The organism is uncultured Shewanella sp., from assembly GCF_947495455.1.
In the GTDB taxonomy this organism is placed as follows: Bacteria; Pseudomonadota; Gammaproteobacteria; order Enterobacterales; family Shewanellaceae; genus Shewanella.
Genome location: NZ_CANLZC010000027.1, coordinates 38,591 through 57,013, shown reverse-complemented (window position 1 = coordinate 57,013; position 18,423 = coordinate 38,591). Strand labels below are relative to the sequence as shown.

General features: G+C 39.9%; 17 protein-coding genes. 7 read left to right on the top strand and 10 right to left on the bottom strand.

The features are described 5' to 3' along the window. Positions 1-303 precede the first annotated feature (303 nt). On the top strand, positions 304-918 hold the full coding sequence (locus tag Q0791_RS09715; protein WP_299005420.1) for a LysE family translocator: 615 nt from the start codon (positions 304-306) through the stop codon (positions 916-918). A gap of 23 nt (positions 919-941) precedes the next feature. Further along, positions 942-1,613: a uracil-DNA glycosylase gene (gene ung, locus Q0791_RS09710; protein WP_299005417.1), complete on the top strand. Its 672-nt coding sequence runs from the start codon at positions 942-944 to the stop codon at positions 1,611-1,613. A gap of 85 nt (positions 1,614-1,698) precedes the next feature. On the opposite strand, the gene pcaF is transcribed toward ung, so the two are convergent. The 5 genes from pcaF to Q0791_RS09685 form a co-directional block, all read right to left on the bottom strand. Then, positions 1,699-2,907 carry a 3-oxoadipyl-CoA thiolase gene (pcaF, locus tag Q0791_RS09705; protein ID WP_299005414.1) on the bottom strand — a complete coding sequence of 403 codons (1,209 nt, stop codon included), beginning with the start codon at positions 2,905-2,907 and terminating at the stop codon, positions 1,699-1,701. Positions 2,908-2,923: 16 nt separating this feature from the next. Beyond that, the gene (locus Q0791_RS09700; RefSeq protein ID WP_299005411.1) at positions 2,924-4,252 is read right to left on the bottom strand and encodes an aspartate aminotransferase family protein; all 1,329 of its coding nucleotides are present in this window, start codon (positions 4,250-4,252) and stop codon (positions 2,924-2,926) included. Between the two features lie 11 nt (positions 4,253-4,263). After that, entirely contained in the window at positions 4,264-5,031 is a 768-nt protein-coding gene (locus Q0791_RS09695; RefSeq protein ID WP_299005408.1) for a 3-oxoacid CoA-transferase subunit B, read from the bottom strand. Then, a complete protein-coding gene (locus Q0791_RS09690; protein ID WP_299005406.1) occupies positions 5,028-5,738 on the bottom strand; it encodes a 3-oxoacid CoA-transferase subunit A in 711 nt (236 codons plus the stop codon). The genes Q0791_RS09695 and Q0791_RS09690 overlap by 4 nt, the downstream gene beginning before the upstream one ends. A gap of 72 nt (positions 5,739-5,810) precedes the next feature. After that, positions 5,811-7,430, bottom strand: coding sequence for a hypothetical protein (locus tag Q0791_RS09685; RefSeq protein WP_299005403.1), 1,620 nt, complete (start codon positions 7,428-7,430; stop codon positions 5,811-5,813). A 177-nt stretch (positions 7,431-7,607) separates the two neighbouring features. Between Q0791_RS09685 and Q0791_RS09680 the strand changes: the two genes are divergently transcribed. From Q0791_RS09680 to Q0791_RS09670, 3 genes are all read left to right on the top strand, one after another. After that, on the top strand, positions 7,608-8,480 hold the full coding sequence (locus tag Q0791_RS09680) for a LysR family transcriptional regulator (RefSeq protein WP_299005400.1): 873 nt from the start codon (positions 7,608-7,610) through the stop codon (positions 8,478-8,480). Positions 8,481-8,731: 251 nt separating this feature from the next. Next, positions 8,732-10,684: a methyl-accepting chemotaxis protein gene (locus Q0791_RS09675; protein WP_299005397.1), complete on the top strand. Its 1,953-nt coding sequence runs from the start codon at positions 8,732-8,734 to the stop codon at positions 10,682-10,684. Positions 10,685-10,784: 100 nt separating this feature from the next. Next, positions 10,785-11,255, top strand: a complete 471-nt coding sequence (locus Q0791_RS09670) for an MEKHLA domain-containing protein (RefSeq protein ID WP_299005395.1) — start codon at positions 10,785-10,787, stop codon at positions 11,253-11,255. A 26-nt stretch (positions 11,256-11,281) separates the two neighbouring features. Here Q0791_RS09670 and Q0791_RS09665 read toward each other — a convergent pair whose 3' ends face one another. The 3 genes from Q0791_RS09665 to Q0791_RS09655 all read right to left on the bottom strand — a co-directional run bounded on the left by Q0791_RS09665 (position 11,282) and on the right by Q0791_RS09655 (position 13,695). Then, positions 11,282-11,947, bottom strand: a complete 666-nt coding sequence (locus Q0791_RS09665) for an NAD(P)H-binding protein (protein WP_299005392.1) — start codon at positions 11,945-11,947, stop codon at positions 11,282-11,284. A gap of 111 nt (positions 11,948-12,058) precedes the next feature. Then, positions 12,059-12,943: a hypothetical protein gene (locus Q0791_RS09660; RefSeq protein WP_299005389.1), complete on the bottom strand. Its 885-nt coding sequence runs from the start codon at positions 12,941-12,943 to the stop codon at positions 12,059-12,061. Between the two features lie 359 nt (positions 12,944-13,302). Further along, positions 13,303-13,695, bottom strand: coding sequence for a transposase (locus Q0791_RS09655; RefSeq protein ID WP_299005425.1), 393 nt, complete (start codon positions 13,693-13,695; stop codon positions 13,303-13,305). A 611-nt stretch (positions 13,696-14,306) separates the two neighbouring features. On the opposite strand from Q0791_RS09655, the gene Q0791_RS09650 reads away from it, so the two are divergent. After that, on the top strand, positions 14,307-14,858 hold the full coding sequence (locus Q0791_RS09650) for a hypothetical protein (protein WP_299005388.1): 552 nt from the start codon (positions 14,307-14,309) through the stop codon (positions 14,856-14,858). On the opposite strand, the gene Q0791_RS09645 is transcribed toward Q0791_RS09650, so the two are convergent. Further along, entirely contained in the window at positions 14,820-15,245 is a 426-nt protein-coding gene (locus Q0791_RS09645) for a hypothetical protein (protein ID WP_299005386.1), read from the bottom strand. The genes Q0791_RS09650 and Q0791_RS09645 overlap by 39 nt on opposite strands. Before the next feature lie 145 nt (positions 15,246-15,390). Between Q0791_RS09645 and Q0791_RS09640 the strand changes: the two genes are divergently transcribed. Next, positions 15,391-16,755, top strand: coding sequence for an NAD(P)-binding protein (locus Q0791_RS09640; protein WP_299005384.1), 1,365 nt, complete (start codon positions 15,391-15,393; stop codon positions 16,753-16,755). Positions 16,756-16,813: 58 nt separating this feature from the next. Here the strand turns inward: Q0791_RS09640 and norR are convergent, their stop codons facing one another. Continuing rightward, positions 16,814-18,409: a nitric oxide reductase transcriptional regulator NorR gene (norR, locus tag Q0791_RS09635; protein WP_299005382.1), complete on the bottom strand. Its 1,596-nt coding sequence runs from the start codon at positions 18,407-18,409 to the stop codon at positions 16,814-16,816. Between the last annotated feature and the right edge of the window lie 14 nt (positions 18,410-18,423).

Here is an 18,423-nt window from a genome sequence, read left to right as displayed (position 1 = left end):
AAAGACAAAGACAAAGACAAAGACAAAGACAAAGACAAAGACAAAGACAAAGACAAAGACAAAGACAAAGACAAAGACAAAGACAAAGACAAAGACAAAGACAAAGACAAAGACAAAGACAAAGACAAAGACAAAGATGAGTTAATTTTATAGGGTTAGCTCTAAGGCCTGAGAGTATTGTCGGGTCAGTTTTATTTTATTGGTTGCCGTTAAGGGTTAATGCTAAAATCGCGCCTACTTTGCGGTTACATTAATGTTGAACGTTTCATGTGACCTGATTTTATGTATTAGGATAAGACAATTATGACAATAGCATCTTGGCTCAGTTTATTGGCCATTAGTTTTTTAGGGGCCATGTCTCCGGGGCCGAGTTTAGCTATGGTGGTACGCCACACATTAGGTGGTGGGCGGGCTAAAGGCATTATCTGTGCTTGGGCCCATTCTATCGGTATTGGTATTTACGCTTTACTCACTTTATTGGGATTGGCGGCTTTATTAAAACATGCCCCTCTAGTGTTTAATGGTATTGCGTTAATGGGCGGACTCTATCTCGCTTGGATAGGCATACAAGCGCTGCGTTCTAAAGGGGGAATGGCTGATAAACTCGCGGCAGGCGAAAATACGTCGGCCATTGTTGCAGCAAGAGATGGCATAGCCATTTCCTTGTTTAATCCTAAAATTATTTTATTTTTTGTGGCGCTGTTCAGTCAATTTGTGATGGATGCAAGCACAGTGACTGGCCAATCCCTTATTGTACTCACACCGCTAGTTGTCGATGGGCTTTGGTATACCTTTATTGCGTTAGTGCTTTCCCATGGCGCCGTTTTACCTAAGTTAAGATCGAAAGCGGGATTGATTGATAAAATCTCTGGGGTTGTATTGCTTTTATTAGCGATTCGAGTTTGGTTTACCCTTTAATTTTTATTGTTGAGCACCATTGAATGACCAAGAAGCATACCCATTGGCAGAGCTTTTTAGCCGAGCAAGAAGCGCAAGCTTATTATCAATCCATTACAGATTTTGTGTTCACAGAACGCGCAGCGGGAAAAACAATTTATCCACCACAAAATGAGGTACTCAATGCATTGACATTAACGCCGCTTGAGAAAGTGAAAGTGGTGTTATTGGGCCAAGATCCTTATCATGGACCCAATCAAGCACACGGTTTGTGTTTTTCCGTGAAAGAAGGTATTAAAGTCCCCCCTTCTTTGGTCAATATTTATAAGGAACTCGCGACTGATATTGATGGGTTTAGGAGCCCTCAACATGGTTGCTTGACGCCTTGGGCTAAGCAAGGTGTATTGATGCTCAATACTGTACTTACCGTGGAGCAAGGCAAAGCCCATTCCCATGCAAAAGTGGGCTGGGAAACCTTTACGGACAATATATTGAGGGTCCTCAATGAGCAAACTAGATCGATTATTTTTGTATTATGGGGTGGGCATGCCATAAAAAAAGGCAAGCTTATCAATGCAAAGCAGCATGTAATTTTATCCGGCCCACACCCTTCCCCTTTATCGGCCTATCGAGGCTTTTTGGGCTGCCGTCATTTTTCTGAAGTGAATCGTCATTTGCTCGCACTTGGCGAAACTGCTATCGATTGGCAAGTCTAGTGGCTGCAATAGCAATGCTAGATTGCTCACCATTCTTGCCATGTTTGCAATGCACATTTTCAATGAACATTTTCAATGCACATTTTCAATGCACATTTTCAATGATCATCGCAATGCCTTGACCGACGCCAATACACATAGTGCACAAAGCATATCTTTGCTGATTGCGTATGAGTTGATGCATTGCCGACATCACAATACGAGTGCCACTCATGCCCAAAGGGTGGCCTAACGCAATCGCGCCGCCTTGAGGATTAATGCGCGGATCATTTGCACTTAATCCCATTTCATGAATACAGGCTAAGGCTTGGGCAGCAAAGGCTTCATTGAGCTCTATGATATCCATGTCATTTAAGGTCAGCCCAAGACGTGAGAGTAATTTTTGGCTGGCAGGAACGGGGCCAATGCCCATTAAACTTGGAGTGACGCCCACAACGGACATGCCCAATATTTTGGCTTTTGGCGTGAGATTTTGAGCGCAAAGTGCATTTTCAGAAGCCAAAATCATGGCCGCCGCGCCATCGTTTATTCCCGATGCATTGGCGGCAGTAATGGTCCCTTGTGGGTGAACAATCGGAGCGAGTTTGGCCATTTTCTCAAGGCTTGTGAAGCGTAAATGCTCATCGGCATCAAAGCGTATTGAATCGCCTTTTTTAGTTTGTAATGTTATTGGTATGATTTCTTCGGTGAAATATCCCATTTCTTGTGCGCTGGCCGCTTTTAATTGGCTGGAAAAGGCAAAGTGATCTTGCTGCTCTCGAGTAATATGATATTTCTCGGCAAGATTCTCTGCTGTTTGGGCCATGCTTTGTGTGCCAAAACGCGCATCAAATGCTGGATTAATAAATCGCCAGCCCATGGTGGTATCAAACAGGCTTTGATGGCGTTCAAAAGGCGTATTGGCTTTTGCCATGACATAAGGAGCGCGTGTCATATGCTCAACCCCGCCTGCTATGATAAGCTCGCTCTCATTCGCTTTAATGGCCTGCATACCATAGCCAATGGCATTGAGTCCCGATCCACAGAGTCGATTGAGTGTCACGCCAGATACGCTTTTTGGAAAATTCGCCAGCAGCGATGCCATGCGGGCAATATTACGGTTATCTTCACCCGCTTGGTTAGCGCAGCCCAATACAATATCGTCGATTTGGTTGAAATCCAGTGATGAACATCTTTCTTTTAGCGCTTTGAGGGGAATGGCCGCTAAATCATCGGCGCGAACCGTTGAAAGAGAACCAGCGTAGCGGGCGATAGGCGTTCGAATGGCATCACAAATGTATACATCCTTGAGCATGTTGGATCCTTATTTATTAATGGTTTAGTTCTGGATATTGGTGTTGGATTTGAGCCAAACCTGACGTGATTGTCTCGACTAAATAGTGGATATCTTTTTCGGTCATGGGGGTGGATAGCATGGCCGTGCAGGTATTGATCATCATAATGCCATTATTAAAGAGATAGTTAAGTAAGGACTTTGTGGCCTGATTTTGTATTGCATCATTGTAGCTTTGACGATAATCGCTAGGCGCTTGCGCTTTAAAATGCAATCTAAGCATAGAGCCTGCTCCCGTTACACAGGCTTTAATGCCTAAATTCTCTATTGCTTGAGTGAGTCGCTCTCGTGCTAAAAGACCTAATTGATTAAGTCTATCGACAGCGGCGTTATCAAATAATTGCATCGCAGTGAACCCGGCCACCATAGTGACAGGATTGGCTGAAAACGTGCCCGAATGCGGCAATATAATAGGAGATTGGCTAGGGTTGAGCACTTGCATAATATCTCGCCTTCCGGCAAAGGCCCCCACAGGAAATCCACCCCCTATCATCTTACCAATGGCGGTTAGATCTGGTTTAATTTGATAGTAGGCTTGAGCACCTGAAAAGCGAGTTCGAAAAGTAATGACTTCATCAAACAGTAATAAGCTGTGATTGTCGCGGCTCCATTGGTATAAGGCATGAATAAATTCAGGGGAGGCGGGTGTTAAGCCCACTCTATGTGAAATGGGATCGATTAAAATGCCAGCGAGTGCTGTTTTGTGCTGCTCTAAAATGCTTAATGCTCTATCAATATCATTATAAGGAATAACAATGACATCATCTAACGCGCTTTGTGGTGTGCCGCGTCCTACAGCAACACTGTTAGGTTGTTGTGCATTTCCCCAGCTTGCTGGTGAGGCTGTTTGACTGACTTCGGCATAATCATAGTTGCCATGATAGGCCCCTTCAACTTTGGCTATTTTTGTTTTTTGGGTAAAAGCGCGAGCGGTTTTAATCATAGCCATGACGGCTTCTGTTCCTGAATTAACAAAGCGGATCTGCTCAAAGCTGGGGACTCTATTACAAAGTAATTCGGCAAATTTGATTTCTAATTCGGTAGCTAGAGTGAAAGCTGTGCCTTTTTCAACTTGCTTGATGATGGCTTGGGTAATATTAGGTTCGGCATGGCCATGAATGAGTGAGGCCATATTATTTGCAAAATCAATGCGTTTCACGCCATTAATGTCGGTAACATAACAGCCCTCGCCATGACTAACATAGGTTGGATGGGGTAAATTAAAAATCGTATTTCGGCTCACGCCGCCGGGAAGAACGTTTTGGGCGCGTTTAAACAATTGCGCGCTTTGATCAATAGAAGACATAATGAGACTCTTTAGACGGTAGAGACAAGGGAGGTTTGTGATTGAGAGATGGCCTGTTTAACATGCTGATCTCGTTTGTCTATAAGTTTTGCATCTGTGCGCGCCACCACATAAGCAAAGCTCACATCCGGTGCCAGTTCAATAAGGGAAAATCCTTGCTCAGTAATATCGATAACACAAAGGTTAGTATAAATACGATTGACCACTTGCTGACCCGTTAAGGGATAAGAGCATTGTTTGAGTAGTTTGGCTTCTCCGTTTTTTGTGGTGTGTTGGGTCATCACAAAAATCGTTTTAACACCAGCCACTAAGTCCATTGCGCCGCCGACGGCAGGGATCGCATCTTTATTCCCCGTGGACCAATTGGCAAGATCACCTTTTTCAGACACTTGCATTGCGCCTAATACACACACATCAATGTGTTGTCCACGGATCATGGCAAAACTATCGGCATGGTGAAAATAGGCGGCACCTTTAATGGCTGTGACAGGTTTTTTACCTGCATTGATTAAATCAAGGCAAATTTCATCATCATTAGGTGTAGGGCCCATACCGAGTAATCCATTTTCAGTATGATAGATAACTTCCCGTCCTTTAGGCACAAAGCGGGCGACATGCTCAGGAATGCCTATGCCTAAATTCACATATGCACCATTGGGAATATCTTGGGCGACTCGCTGGGCCATTTGTTCTCTGGTCCAGCCGACAACATGGTTTTTTTGGTACACAGCTTGTGAATTATCTTGTGCTTTATTAATTGATTTGTTATTGGTTTTCATGGATAAACGTGTCCTTGAGCGACAAGTAATGACTCTTGCTGAGGTTGAGGTACAGCTATGATATGATTAACAAAAATGCCAGGCGTGATCACAGATTCGGGATCGATTTCCCCAGCTTCAATCTTATGTTGAGTTTGCACTAGTGTGGTATTGGCTGCCATGGCCATAATGGGGGCGAAATTACGTGCGGTTTTATGATAGGTGAGATTGCCGTAACGATCGGCGCAGTGGGCTTTAATGAGTGCGAAATCGGCTGTGAGTCCTCGCTCCATCACAGTGTCTGTATTTTCAAAGCGCCGAGTCTCTTTGCCTTGACTTAGTGGCGTTCCGACAGATGTGGCTGTATAAAAAGCCGGGATCCCTGCACCTCCTGCGCGAATACGCTCGGCAAGTGTACCTTGTGGCACGAGTTCAAGCTCAATTTTGCCTGCGCGATACAGCTTCGGAAAAACGCTTGAATTGGCCGTTCGAGGAAAAGAGCAGATCATTTTACGGACTTGTCCATTGGCAATGAGTGCGGCTAAGCCCACTTGCCCACTGCCAGTATTATTATTGATCACGGTAAGTTCTTTTGCGCCATGATCGATCAGCGCATGAATGAGTTCAATAGGGCTGCCAGCCTCACCAAAACCGCTGATCATTATGCTTGCACCATCAAAAATGGGATTGATCATGTCAGTGATAGAGTGGGAAAATTTATTTATCATGAGGATTATTTTTCTATGACTGTATGTTGATTGATACGAGCAACGAACAGAATGTTGCCCTCGGTATTGAGATTAGTGCTCTAATCTTGCTTGCAAAGCTTCAGCCAATTGGGTCTCGATTTGTTTTAATTCTTTTTCAAAGAAGTACTCATGGGTGTCAAAGGGAAGTAAACAGTCGATTTTGTTTTCGACTTCGTTGTATTTAGCGTGAAATACGCGATCCATCCATTTCATGTTGCGTGCTTCAGTAAATTGCAGTGCAAAACACTTTTCACCATTGATGATTGAGGTGCCTAAGATGGCCAGTTTTCCTGCAGAAATCGTCATGGAAATATGTCTAGATGGTCGATTGATCGAAGCCAAGGAGCGATAGATGGTGTTAAAAATCTGCTCGATTTTAGCCAGTGGTGCGCTGTAGTAATGATGTTCACCCGTGGGGCGGGCGCAATACATGGAATGAAAGCCAATACTCATAATCCCCAATATTTCAGCAAGATGGATCCAATTTTTAGCGGACTTATCGACATCCACTTCGCCTTTATCATTGGTAAATAAGCTGATGTGATGCATGATAGGGCTTTGTGAGCGAATATTGACCCCATGATTCTGTAGTCGCCGAATGGCCGCAATAGTGCTGGGATTTAAGAGCTCTCTTGGGGTTGAGAAGTGCGCCATCCAAGCGAGTTGAATACCATTATCTCTCAACATATCAAACACTTTTAACATTTCATTATATTTATCACTTAGGATCATTTCTGGTTGAAAGGTGAGTGACCGCGTGGCTAAGCGCACATTTTTGACATGCAATAACCTGGGATCTTGAATTAGAGGCATGACATATTGCTTCAAGCGGCTAGCGGGCATGTAGCCACCATCACCACCGGTTATCAATAAATCGGTAATTTCAGTATGTTGACGAACATAGTCATGAATTTGCTGAATATCTTTTTGAATAAACATGTCTTCATCGCCTCGTACTTGTGCATGACGAAAGCAATAAGTACAAAAAGAAAAACAGTTTTGGGTGGTTTTATCAAAAATGAGCTGGCACTGAGGGTATTTGTGCTGAGAGCCGTCAAGAAACTCAATCTCACCCGCTGCATTTTCAAACCAAGGTTTATTCAGTTGCTGATTGCCATCGTGAGGATTGGTTTTTTCCATATACTCAATGGCGATTTGTGTGCGTGCTTTCGCATCGGTTTCATTGACATAACGTTCAGTCGTTTGTGGTTCAATCATGCCAGGTTGAGCAAACACCAGTTGAAAAACCGGATCTTGTTGATAGTTGTCCCAATTAATGCTGTTTAACGAATGGCGAGTGGCTAAAAAGCGGTAGACTTCAACAAAAAACTCCCGCTCGGCAATATGACCGATTTCGATGCCATTTTTCGCTAAAATGCCACAGACTTCACGAAAACCAGACAGGCCTGTGTAGTGATCTTTACCATGAAAGAGAAAGCGTTTGTTTTCTAAAAAACCAGAATGTTGCGGATAAGAGGCGTGTAATCGACTCAATAAGCCTATGGGCAACAAATTCTCTTGCTGAATAATCTGTCTCGTTATTTGGCTGTATTCATAACGCTGCATACATAGTTCGAGATCCTCTTTAGATACGACTAAATGAGGTGCTTGTGTGTGCTTTTCTTCAATGATTTTAATGTTCAAATTGGCAGAGGCTGTGGGTGAGGTCATTATCTTTCCGTGCAAGAATGGATGGATATAAAACCTTATATAAAGTATGGTTTATTGAATAATAATATTTTTTTATGTCTTCTATAGTGGTCTCTTATAGCTCAAGGATTTAGCTATATTGACTCATTATCCTCTTGGCTGTATCTTGAGCAAGAAGCAATAAGGAAGTGATTGAGAATGATGGAGTTACGTTCATTAAAATATTTTCAAGCGGTTTATGATAAGGGCAGTATTAGTGCCGCGGCAAAAATATGTTTTGTTTCTCAGCCTTCTATTACTGCAGCTATTCAGCAGTTGGAATCATTATTATCTGTTACGCTTTTTATTCGTCATGCTCGAGGTGTGTTGCCGACAGCGGCGGCAGATAAACTCTATCCGTTAGCAAAAGATATTACTGATAATACCCACTCTATTTATCAGCTTTTTGCTAATAGCCCTCAACCTGTGAGTTTGCGTTTGGGAATAATGCGCTCACTCGGGGCGAAACGAATGAGTTTTTTTATTAAGCAGATCTCAGAAAAAATTGAGCATTTAGAGCTAACCTTAGTGGATCCAGAAGAGCCATGTGATATTCGTGTGGTATTAACTCATGCAGTCACCAGTCAAGAGAGTTTTATTCCGATTTGGCAAGATGATTACCAATTGGCCGTACCGACGAGTTGGTCAATGGCGGATCAAACTCTGGTGAAGCTTGCTCAGTTGGATGGAATGCCTTTTATTTATCGAATGCCCTGTGATGCACTCAATAAGCTTAAACTTGAGATGGTTAATCAGGGAGTCCATTTTCAACATAGGGCAAATATACGCACCATTGAATATGCTTGGCAATTGGTCAGTACGGGGATTGGCGCTGCTTTATTACCGAATTGGCAAGAAATAAAAGAAACGGCAGGTATTCAATTACTCCCTATTGAAGGATTGAACTTAGTAAAACATATTGGTTTAGCCTATAAAACGAATAAAGCCAACACGTCGCTTATTCTGGCTATTAAAGAGGTTTGTCAAGAACACGCCTCGCTAATTAAAAGCCGAATTTTAATCAATTCTTAAAACGTCATTAAAGCTGAAGTAAACCAGCGTCGCTTGTTATCTAACTTAAACAATTTAATTTTACTATTTGACCTTAGTGGTGAAATCTATACAATGCTCGCCTTTGTTTGTTAACCAACTGATTATAAATGTATAAATAATCATCCTTTTTCTATTTCATCGGTCAATTCGGTGGTGTTGTGTTGTTTTTGTAGATTCTAGGTCTTAGACCTTTAGGGTCACAATTTTAAAATCGTGTTAGGGACGAAAGTATGAATATAAAAAAATGGATAGCGTCTTTTTCTATTCGAAGAGGATTAGTAGGGCTCACCAGCATTGCTTTATTAACATCAATTATTTTTGCGACTTTTTCTTCTAATTATATCTTTCGTTCCATTGTTGAAAATAGAGCAAAAAGCGAAGAATTACCGAATCGATTAGAAAAAATCAAAAATAAGATCGCAAGTGAATTACAGATCCCTATTTCATTATCAAAGGGGATTGCTCAAAATCAGTTTTTAATTGATTGGGCATTAAGGGGAGAACAAGAAAGTGAAATTGCGCCTATTTTGGCTTATTTGTCGCGCCTTAAAGATGAAAATGGCGCCAGTACCGTTTACTGGGTTTCTGTTATTGAGAATAAATATTATAAAGATACAGGTTTTTCTGAAACCTTGCTTGAGAGCCACTCAGGACACCAATGGTTTTTTGAACGTTTAAAAAATCCTGATTTGGTTTCACTGGATTTAGATATCGATATGGTGTCAAAACGTATGACGGCTTTTGTGAATGTATTGGTTCGTGAACAAGGTAAAGTCATTGCCATAGCAGGAATGGGATATGAGCTAGGGCATATCATTGATATTGTGACCCGTAATCAAATTGGCCAGTCGGGGTTTGTGTTTACCACAAATGAGAGTGGACTCATTACCGTTCACCCTCAGCTAGATAGAGTAGATCGTGATTTCGTGAGTATGCTTGAAGGCTATGAGAGCATTGCGCGTACATTACACCAAGAAAATACCGATGTTGTTGTGGAAGAAACCACTAAAAATGGACAAACTTACTATTTAGCCAGTGTGTTTATTCCGGAATTAAGTTGGCAATTATTTGCTGAATTACCCGTGAATGAGTTAATGAGTGAGTTGGATAAAACCGTCACTTATAGCATGATCATTAATCTTCTTATTGGTGGCATTTTTGTGTTAATGATGCTGTGGGTGACCTATTTTTTAACTCGTCCTATCAATGATGTGGCATTAGCATTAAGCAATATGGCTGATAATGGTGGGGATTTAACTCAGCGTTTAAATGACAGTCGCAATGATGAGTTAGGCTTGCTTGCGAAAGGGTTTAATGCATTTGTTGATAAGCTGCATAATGATATTAAGCGAATCGATAAAGATCAAAAAACCTTAGCCAAGGTCATTGTGGATCTCTCTGTTGCATCGGAAGAGACAATTAAGACCACTCAAGATCAAAGAGTTAATTCAGAGCAAGTGGCCACAGCGATTAATGAAATGGGAGCCACAGTGCATGAGATTTCTCGTTTGGCCATGTCTACATCACAAAAAACAGAAGTCACGAAAGAAGATACCCAAGCGTCAAATGAAGTCGTAAAAGACGCCAGCGCAGTGATCAATGAGTTAGCTTCTGAAATTCAATTAACTGAGTCTAAAATCACCGAGTTGGCAAAACATGCCGAATCAATCAGTACCGTGATTGATGTGATCAGTGGTATTTCAGATCAAACGAATTTACTGGCACTCAATGCCGCTATTGAAGCGGCAAGAGCCGGAGAGCAAGGTCGAGGCTTTGCTGTTGTTGCCGATGAAGTCAGGCAGCTTGCTCAGCAAACACAGGCTTCAACGGAAGAAATTCGTAAAGTGATTGGGCAGTTTCAAGAAGGCACACAAGAAGCGGTTGATGCCATGAGTGTGGGGATCCAATCGAGCAGACAGGGTGTTGATAAGTCAACTGAGGCCAGTGAGTCGTTGCAAAAAGTGACCGAAGTGATCCAACAAATTGCCGATATGAATTGTCAGGTTGCCACAGCCACAGAAGAGCAAAGTAGCGTTGTTAACTCACTCAATGAAAATGTGATAACCATTACAGATCTGTCATCTCATATTCATACATTGGCAGATAAAAATGATCGTGGCATTCAGCAATTAGCACATTTATCAGACGAGTTATCTGTGCTCGTGAGCCAATTTAAAATTTAGAAAGCGATATTTCAAACAAGAGATTGGTTAAAGCGTTAGAACATGATATTTTTAGTTTGCTTTAACCCTCTTTTGTTTGTTGTTATTGAGGAGCTAGAATATGAATGGATCTAGTTCATTGAAAGACATTTGGTATGCATTACATGCTGAGAGAATGTTATCAAGTTTTAAGCGATTAACAGGCAAAGACTTATTGCCAATTAAAGCTTCTTCTCAGCCATTGATTGAGGTTTTAGATCAAGCGCCTTTTGCTATTTTATCTCATGGGACAGAAGCTGATCCTATTTTTAATTTTGCTAATCGTTTTGCGTTATCATTATTTGAGTATTCATGGCATGATTTTATTCAACAGCCATCGCGGTATTCGGCAGAGGCTTTATTGCAAGAAGAACGCGATGCTTTATTGGAACAAGTCACTCGTCAAGGGTTTATCGATCAATATCGAGGTGTTCGAATTTCTGCCACTGGAAAACGTTTTATGATTAATAACGCTATCGTTTGGAATATTATCGATGAACAAGGTTATTATCACGGTCAAGGGGCCATGTTTAAAGATTACACACTACTTTAACCCTGTTTGATCGAGTCGCTTGATTATTAATAATTTTGAATGGCATCGCTTTCAAAAATAACGACCCCATCATGTTCCTCTATAGAAGTGAGGTAAAGGGCTTTTGCCACTTGTTTAGTGCTTATAGCACGGTATTTCTTCAGTTTTCCTTGTAGCAACGGAGACAATACAGTCAGTAGCATAAATCCTACATATTCTCCTAGTCGAAATTGCGCACGCTTTGCGTGAAGTAATGAGGGTCTAAAAATACGAATGGCGGGAATGTGATGTTGTTGGACTTGTTGCTCGACTTCTCCTTTTGTTTGAGTGTAGTAATTTGAAGAGGAAGCATTGGCGCCTATTGCACTAATAAGAGAAAATCCTTCGGCTGATGATTCTTCAGCAAATTTAGCGACAGATAAAACATAATCAATATCGATACGCTTAAATGCATCAAGGAAACCGGCTTGTTTAAGTGTGCTGCCCAAGCAGCAAAAGACTTGGCCATGCATCAATTCAGAATGAGTACTAATGAGTGTTTGTGGATCCCATTCATCGAAATCAATTAAGTGAACGATGAGTTTGGAATGTGAAAATCCTAAGGGGCGTCTAACCAGACAATGCACTTGGTCATATTCCGCCGCGTTTAATAATATTGCTAAAAGCTCTGTTCCGATGGCGCCCGTTGCGCCTGCAATGATAGCTGTTTTCATTTAATGTAAAGTCATTATAGTCGATACTTATTACCATACTATCATTTATGGCGCTGAAATTTATGGTACTAATATTTATGGTGGCTAGTATTGGAAAAAATACCCATTAGTTTAAATACTAGACATGAATTGACTGGTTATTAAAGCATAATCAGTCGATGCTATTTTTATTGAGACTAGATTGTAATAGCAATTTTTGGCAGCCTTAGTGATAGAGTGTGTTTTCTTTCCAAAGAACCAGACTATTCCTCTGCTTTTTATGAGTCTGATAATAGAACTTATCCAATTTTTAAAGCCGCATTCAAATACCAAGAGTAATGAACGGGCATTATCTTGATGATGCTCATCAAGATAATTAGGGCAGTGAGTTAAAAAGTACTGCACACTTTGTTCATTTCGAGATTGCCACCTTTTTTTATCTTCAATAGAATCATTTACTTTAAAGGGAGAGGTCGTTCTGATCGGGTTGTGATTACAGATTGGAATACTAAGTTTATCAGCGAGTTTATATGCTAAATCTTCAAGAAATGAGTTGTGGTTATTTGTTGCTGATGGATAAATCGTTGGAATGTATTTATGAAACACATAGTAAGTGACTGGGCCATCTGAACGACAAACAAAAATAGATTGATATTTTGAAAATATATTTTTTATACAATACGTTAATATTTCAGATAATATAAATTTTTCAGAAGAAACACTTCTTTTATCTGGTCTGATTATATTTAATGATCTGTGGATGTCGTAGCCTTTATCATTGATGTGGACTCTTTCAACTCGCCAAGAAGTAAACCCGATAATTTCACCATTTTCATAATATATTTTTAATTTTTGTGCGATGTCATGTTGGGTTGAAATTATATTTATAAAATCTGATTCACTGATATGAGTGATAACACCTTGCATGTGCTTAAAAATCTCTGAGAGTTTACTATTTTTTTCACTATGAGTTAGGTTTAATAGGCTGATTTTATGCGTTTTATTGATATTTTTCATGAAGATCACCTAATTAATAAATAGCGAAAAAATCTATATTTTTTTTTATTAATATGGACAGTTTTATCTGCATATCAACGGCTGAGCTTTAAGCCATAAAATATATTGCTTTGGTATTATTTCCGTATTGTTTACTTTAGGGGCGGGAAAGAAATATGTCTTGAGTCTTGAGTATGATAATTACCTAAACTTAAGGGGAAGAATGAACAGCGTTATCATACTTTATTACTATTTTTTAATGATTAAGTGCTTAAACAAAAGTTATCGTGTATTTTGATGAATAGTTGTCCATGATGTTTTTACACTCTTTTTGAGCGTATCAAAAGTGATAAAATCATGGCAAGACAACCACTCATACCTTATCTTTTTCCACTGTATTTCAATGATATTGGTTCAGGATAATAATCGGGTAAGTACATCCGGACTAACCCTTTTAATAGCCATTCATGACACTTTTCTTGAAAACGCTTAGCGCGATGAAATGACGTATTATCAAGATAAATCACGGTCAATTTATCCAGTGGCTGCACATCTATAAAATGTTCGAACGCCTCTATAACGACATCGGTATTCACTCTGCTTTCTGTCGTGTGATAAATCAACGTGCCTTTGCGGCTCAAGAAACCAAGCACGTTAAGTTTACTGCTTCGTGAGTAGCATGGCATCGCTAACGGCTCACCTTTTGGAGACCAAGCGTAGGGTAGATGTGATTGCTGGCTAAAGCCTGATCCATCAAAATAAAAGAGGTCAATTTACCCTGAATGTTCAGCGTCAATCAGTCGCGCTAAGGTGTCTTGGCAGGCTAAAAAATCTTCCTGGGAGCGCTTGTTTTTTAATGAATGTCTGGCCCGTTTATGATTATAATCAAATTTTTTTGAGTATTCTTTTAAGGGTTGATTTACTGGCCGTTTTTCCTGTCTCTAATGCCATATTCGATTGAGCATGTTTGAGTTGATAAGGGGCTTCATCGACTAACTCTTTTAGTCTTTGATTTTCTTGTTCAGTATAAATTGCTGGCCGTTCCGTTCGTTTATGTCGAGGATCTAGGATGTAATTTGAAAGTTAGCGATAAACAACTACACTCATGGTTATGGAACTCAAAAACACTCAGTTGATATTGAACTTCTACGGCTATGCTCTGTTATGCTATATTTTTTCTTATGTATTAATTAGATATCCTTTTCCCTTCTTGGCTCTCAGTGTTTTTTTTGCATGTTATTTGCCATTTGTAATGTATAAAAAAAATAATTTAAGCTGGTTTCAATATACAAAACGTTTTTCGGTTGCGATACCAATAGTTTTCTATTTGTTAATAAACAGTTATCTCAAGTATCCTGAAGTATATAACCAAACATGGCAACTCGTGTTACAGCAAGATTATTGGCTGTATTTTTTTATAGTTATATTGTTTGTAAATATATTAGAAGCCTTGTTATTAGCTATCAGAGATAAAAACTCAAAAAATTTACGTGTGAATAATATATTGATCTTAGCTATGTTAGTGTTTGTGCCTATCAATTGGAGCACAGACTATAATCTAGTTGGTTTTTCTGCTCCTTTATGGGTGGCGGCTTATACGCTGACATTGGGATATTTATATACATTTGGCTATAGCTTTCACCATAGTAAAGTGTGTTATATCAATATTTTGATTTTAGCGATTGCTTGGATGGCGGCTCTAATTATGCAAAATCCACACTATTGGATGGCATGCAGAGCTTACACTTTATATTTTGCAATTATACAGTTTAGTCTTTTTCCTCATTACAGCCAGTACCTATATCCTGAAAAGTTAAACTATATTTCTGTAAGTAAGTTACAGGGCACTATTTTAGATTATACTTGGTTATTTATTAATACCTGTGTCATTTTAAAGTTAATAGTAGCTCATTCGGGTGATTTTGCGTTTAAATAACGACAAGCTAACATGACATTCGACGGCTGCAGGTGCTGTTTTGGTGAAACGTCCTTTAAACTCAGAAGCCAATTCGGGATGGACGGTAAGTGATGAGCCATCATGAAAAATGACTTGTTTGAACTGCTTTAACCTCTTGGGGAGCGCTTGCTCTTCTGGCAGCAAAGTTGCCATCACTTGTTGTGTTATTTGATTGATAAATATCGGAAATGTTTCCTTAGCGAGCTGATTATGAAAAGGTTTATAAGCGACGAATTCATCTTTATAAAGCCTCATCCCATTAAACTGTCTAACGATTTCATTAATCGATGTCACATTACTTTTGCTTAATGCTGCAACAAGACTCGTCACTAACGCTAGCGGTTTAATGGCGCTAATTCGTTGCATAAAGCCAGTACGCTTAGCTTGAGCATCTAAGTTTGAAGGAATAAAAAATTTGGGAATTTGTTGTCGGTTGGAGAAGAGAAAATTTTGAAAATTTGAATGTCATTTGAAGTTCATGTCTATAGTTGAAAAAGAGAGGGGATATTTAATGTTTTATTTTGGTAGAGTTCCGTCACCACTTTCGACGACGGTTGAGTATCGAGATAGTCATCTTCCATTGAATACTCGATTTTGTATTATAGGAGCTGGAACGGCAGGCCTTACTGCTGCTACCGTATTGAAAAAATCGGGATACAATCAGGTCACTGTATTTGATAAAAATGATTATATTGGCGGGCATTGCTGCACAACTTCTCGAGGTGCTGATATCGGCGCGATTGTTTTTTCACCTAGTTATCCTTATAACCCAGGGCAATTAGCGCAAAGTTTAGGATTAGAAGTTAATTATCTGGAAGTGAGAAGCCAGTATTATAGTTTGATTACAGGTAAGGTAGAACCTTATTTCAATTATGTAGAAAAAACTCAATTACTTATAGAATTTATTAAATATTCATGGAAGCATATTTTTTACAAAGGGGTTCATTTTCCTCGTATTGTCGAAACAAGCGAGGTATTACATCAATCTTGGTTTGACTTTACTCAAACGGAAGGTTTTGTTCAGATTGAAAGAGCGACTAGAGGGATTATTAGAGGCGGATGTTATGGTAAGCATCATCCTGCATTATATGGCGTTCGAATGGCTCAGCCTCGGCCTTTATTAAAATATATTTTACAGCCTAAACACTCAGTTGCAAAAATAGAAGGCGGGTATCAACAATTATTTGAAAAATTAGCCGATACTTATCATATAAATGTTAAGTTAGGTGTGGCTTTACAAGATATTAATCGAGAGCATGGGATTGATATTACATGGTTAGATAGTGAATTGAAATCTCATAAAGCACATTTTGATCGGCTTATTATCGCGTGTAACCCTCAATATCTTGCTTCTTGTATCTTGTATACAAAAGAGGAAAATGCATTATATAATCAGCTTGTTTTTGAGCCCATATGTGTGTATGAGCTCAACATAAAAGGTATTTTACAAGGACAAGTGGGCACAATAAATTTGAGAGAAAATATCGATAAAGATTTGAATGATAGACCTTTGCAAGTTTATAAGCCTTATGCGGATAAAGAGTTATGTGTGCTTTATGTTCGCCCTTCAGATACGGTTTCTGCTGAAACTATTCTTGAAAATATTAAGAATGATTTCAAGCTCATTGGTGGTGAGGTCACGCATGTTTATACAATAAAGCGTTGGGATGATTTTAATACCACTGCTAGTAAAGACTCATTGTGTTGTGGTTTTTTTAAAAAAATGGAAAGATTGCAGGGAGCAAATTATACTGCTGGCATTGGGCTTATCTATACCTTTGATCTATTGCCACATGTTATGGCTCAAGCTGAAGATGTGACTAAAAGACTGATACGGCGTCAATTACCGAGTGAAGGTGTGAACACCGATTTTTAGCGTTGATTTTTCTTTAAAATAAGATGTTATGTTTATTATTTTATTGAGCCGATAGCAATTATATCGATTTGTGTACGGTTATGCCTAATCGTTTTGCGAGTCTAACGAGATTGGCTCTATCCGTGTCAAGGGCTCTTGCGCTGGCGGCCCAATTAAATTGGTGTTTTTCTAAGGTATGTTTAATCAGCTGTACTTGAAAGGTTTGGGTTGCAGATTTTAGAGATGGGGTGTGCAATGACAGTGAAGAAAGCGAACCTTGTGCGTACTCTGTCACGATTTTCGGTGAAATAGGCGCTCGTTTGATAATAGGGATATCACAATATTCGGGAAGAATGTGAATAATACTTTTATTCCATTGTGCTTGTTTTGCTTTTAAAGCGGCTCGACTAATGACATGTTCAAGCTCCCTTACATTGCCTGGCCAAGGATAACTTGAGAGTAAAACCAGGGCGTCTGCTGTTAAGGTTAATTGTTTAATACCGAGTTTACGTGCGGTATTTTCAACGAAATAACCCGCTAGTAAATGTATATCATTCCCTCTTTCTCTTAATGGTGGCACCTCAATGGGATAAACACTCAGCCTATGATAGAGATCGGCACGAAAGCGTCCTGCTTTGACCTCGTTTTTTAAATCACGGTTGGTGGCGGCAATGACTCGTACATCGACCGTTTTTGTTTTGTCTTCCCCCACCGCTTGTATTTCTCCACTTTGTAAAGCGCGCAGTAATTTGCTTTGTAAGTGCAGCGGTAATTCACCGATTTCATCGAGAAAGAGTGTGCCGCCATCGGCCAGTTGAAATTTGCCTTCACGACTTTTTTCTGCGCCCGTAAATGCACCTTTACAGTGGCCAAAAAACTCACTTTCAGCGAGGTTCTCAGGTAATGACGCACAGTTAAGTTGGATCATAGGTTTAGAGTGTCTTTGAGAATGTTGGTGAATATGACCAGCAACCAGCTCTTTTCCTACTCCAGTTTCACCTAAGATCAAGACATTGTAATCGGATGTTGCAACGAGTTTGATTTCATTCTTAAGGGCTTGTATGCTTGGACTCAGGCCGATAATCTCACTACCGCCACGCATAATAGCCGCTTGGCTCAACTCTTGAACAAGGGCATTAGAGTGTTTGGCTGAATCTTCAAGCTGTTCCAATCTTATTGCCGTTTTCATGGTCGCTGCACTCATTTTAGTGATGATTTCAAGTACATTTTTGTCAATATTATCAAAGCTATTAGGCGTTAAACTGTCTAAAGTTACAATACCGAGTAGTTGCTCATCTTGGTATAGCGGTAATCCCATACAGGCATGAATAGGGATATCGCCTGTTTGAGTCTCTAATAACCCGTCATAAGGATCGGGTAAATCACAGTCGTGGCTAAAAGTAATAGGTTTTTTTGACTGGCTGATCATGCGCAGGCGAGGGTGAGCGTGAATATCGAAGCGTCGCCCTAAAGTATCGATTGAGAGTCCTTCAATAGCTAATGGCTTTAGAGTGGCATTTTGATCTTGTATTTGATGTTGTAATAGTGCAATGGCATCACACTTTATGGTTTTTCTTATGGTTGATAGTAATCGAGTAAACCTATCTTGATTGGTCACACTATTGGCGAGATCCAATGCTAGCGACAAAATCGCTGAAACATCACTTTGATTCATGTCTTTTTGACTCT

Excerpts from the sequence above, each read along its gene's own strand:
- Q0791_RS09715 (WP_299005420.1), top strand. The coding sequence starts at position 304 with ATGACAATAGCATCTTGGCTCAGTTTATTGGCCATTAGTTTTTTAGGG.
- ung (WP_299005417.1), top strand. The coding sequence starts at position 942 with ATGACCAAGAAGCATACCCATTGGCAGAGCTTTTTAGCCGAGCAAGAA.
- pcaF (WP_299005414.1), bottom strand. The coding sequence starts at position 2,907 with ATGCTCAAGGATGTATACATTTGTGATGCCATTCGAACGCCTATCGCC.
- Q0791_RS09700 (WP_299005411.1), bottom strand. The coding sequence starts at position 4,252 with ATGTCTTCTATTGATCAAAGCGCGCAATTGTTTAAACGCGCCCAAAAC.
- Q0791_RS09695 (WP_299005408.1), bottom strand. The coding sequence starts at position 5,031 with ATGAAAACCAATAACAAATCAATTAATAAAGCACAAGATAATTCACAA.
- Q0791_RS09690 (WP_299005406.1), bottom strand. The coding sequence starts at position 5,738 with ATGATAAATAAATTTTCCCACTCTATCACTGACATGATCAATCCCATT.
- Q0791_RS09685 (WP_299005403.1), bottom strand. The coding sequence starts at position 7,430 with ATGACCTCACCCACAGCCTCTGCCAATTTGAACATTAAAATCATTGAA.
- Q0791_RS09680 (WP_299005400.1), top strand. The coding sequence starts at position 7,608 with ATGATGGAGTTACGTTCATTAAAATATTTTCAAGCGGTTTATGATAAG.
- Q0791_RS09675 (WP_299005397.1), top strand. The coding sequence starts at position 8,732 with ATGAATATAAAAAAATGGATAGCGTCTTTTTCTATTCGAAGAGGATTA.
- Q0791_RS09670 (WP_299005395.1), top strand. The coding sequence starts at position 10,785 with ATGAATGGATCTAGTTCATTGAAAGACATTTGGTATGCATTACATGCT.
- Q0791_RS09665 (WP_299005392.1), bottom strand. The coding sequence starts at position 11,947 with ATGAAAACAGCTATCATTGCAGGCGCAACGGGCGCCATCGGAACAGAG.
- Q0791_RS09660 (WP_299005389.1), bottom strand. The coding sequence starts at position 12,943 with ATGAAAAATATCAATAAAACGCATAAAATCAGCCTATTAAACCTAACT.
- Q0791_RS09645 (WP_299005386.1), bottom strand. The coding sequence starts at position 15,245 with ATGCAACGAATTAGCGCCATTAAACCGCTAGCGTTAGTGACGAGTCTT.
- Q0791_RS09640 (WP_299005384.1), top strand. The coding sequence starts at position 15,391 with ATGTTTTATTTTGGTAGAGTTCCGTCACCACTTTCGACGACGGTTGAG.
- norR (WP_299005382.1), bottom strand. The coding sequence starts at position 18,409 with ATGAATCAAAGTGATGTTTCAGCGATTTTGTCGCTAGCATTGGATCTC.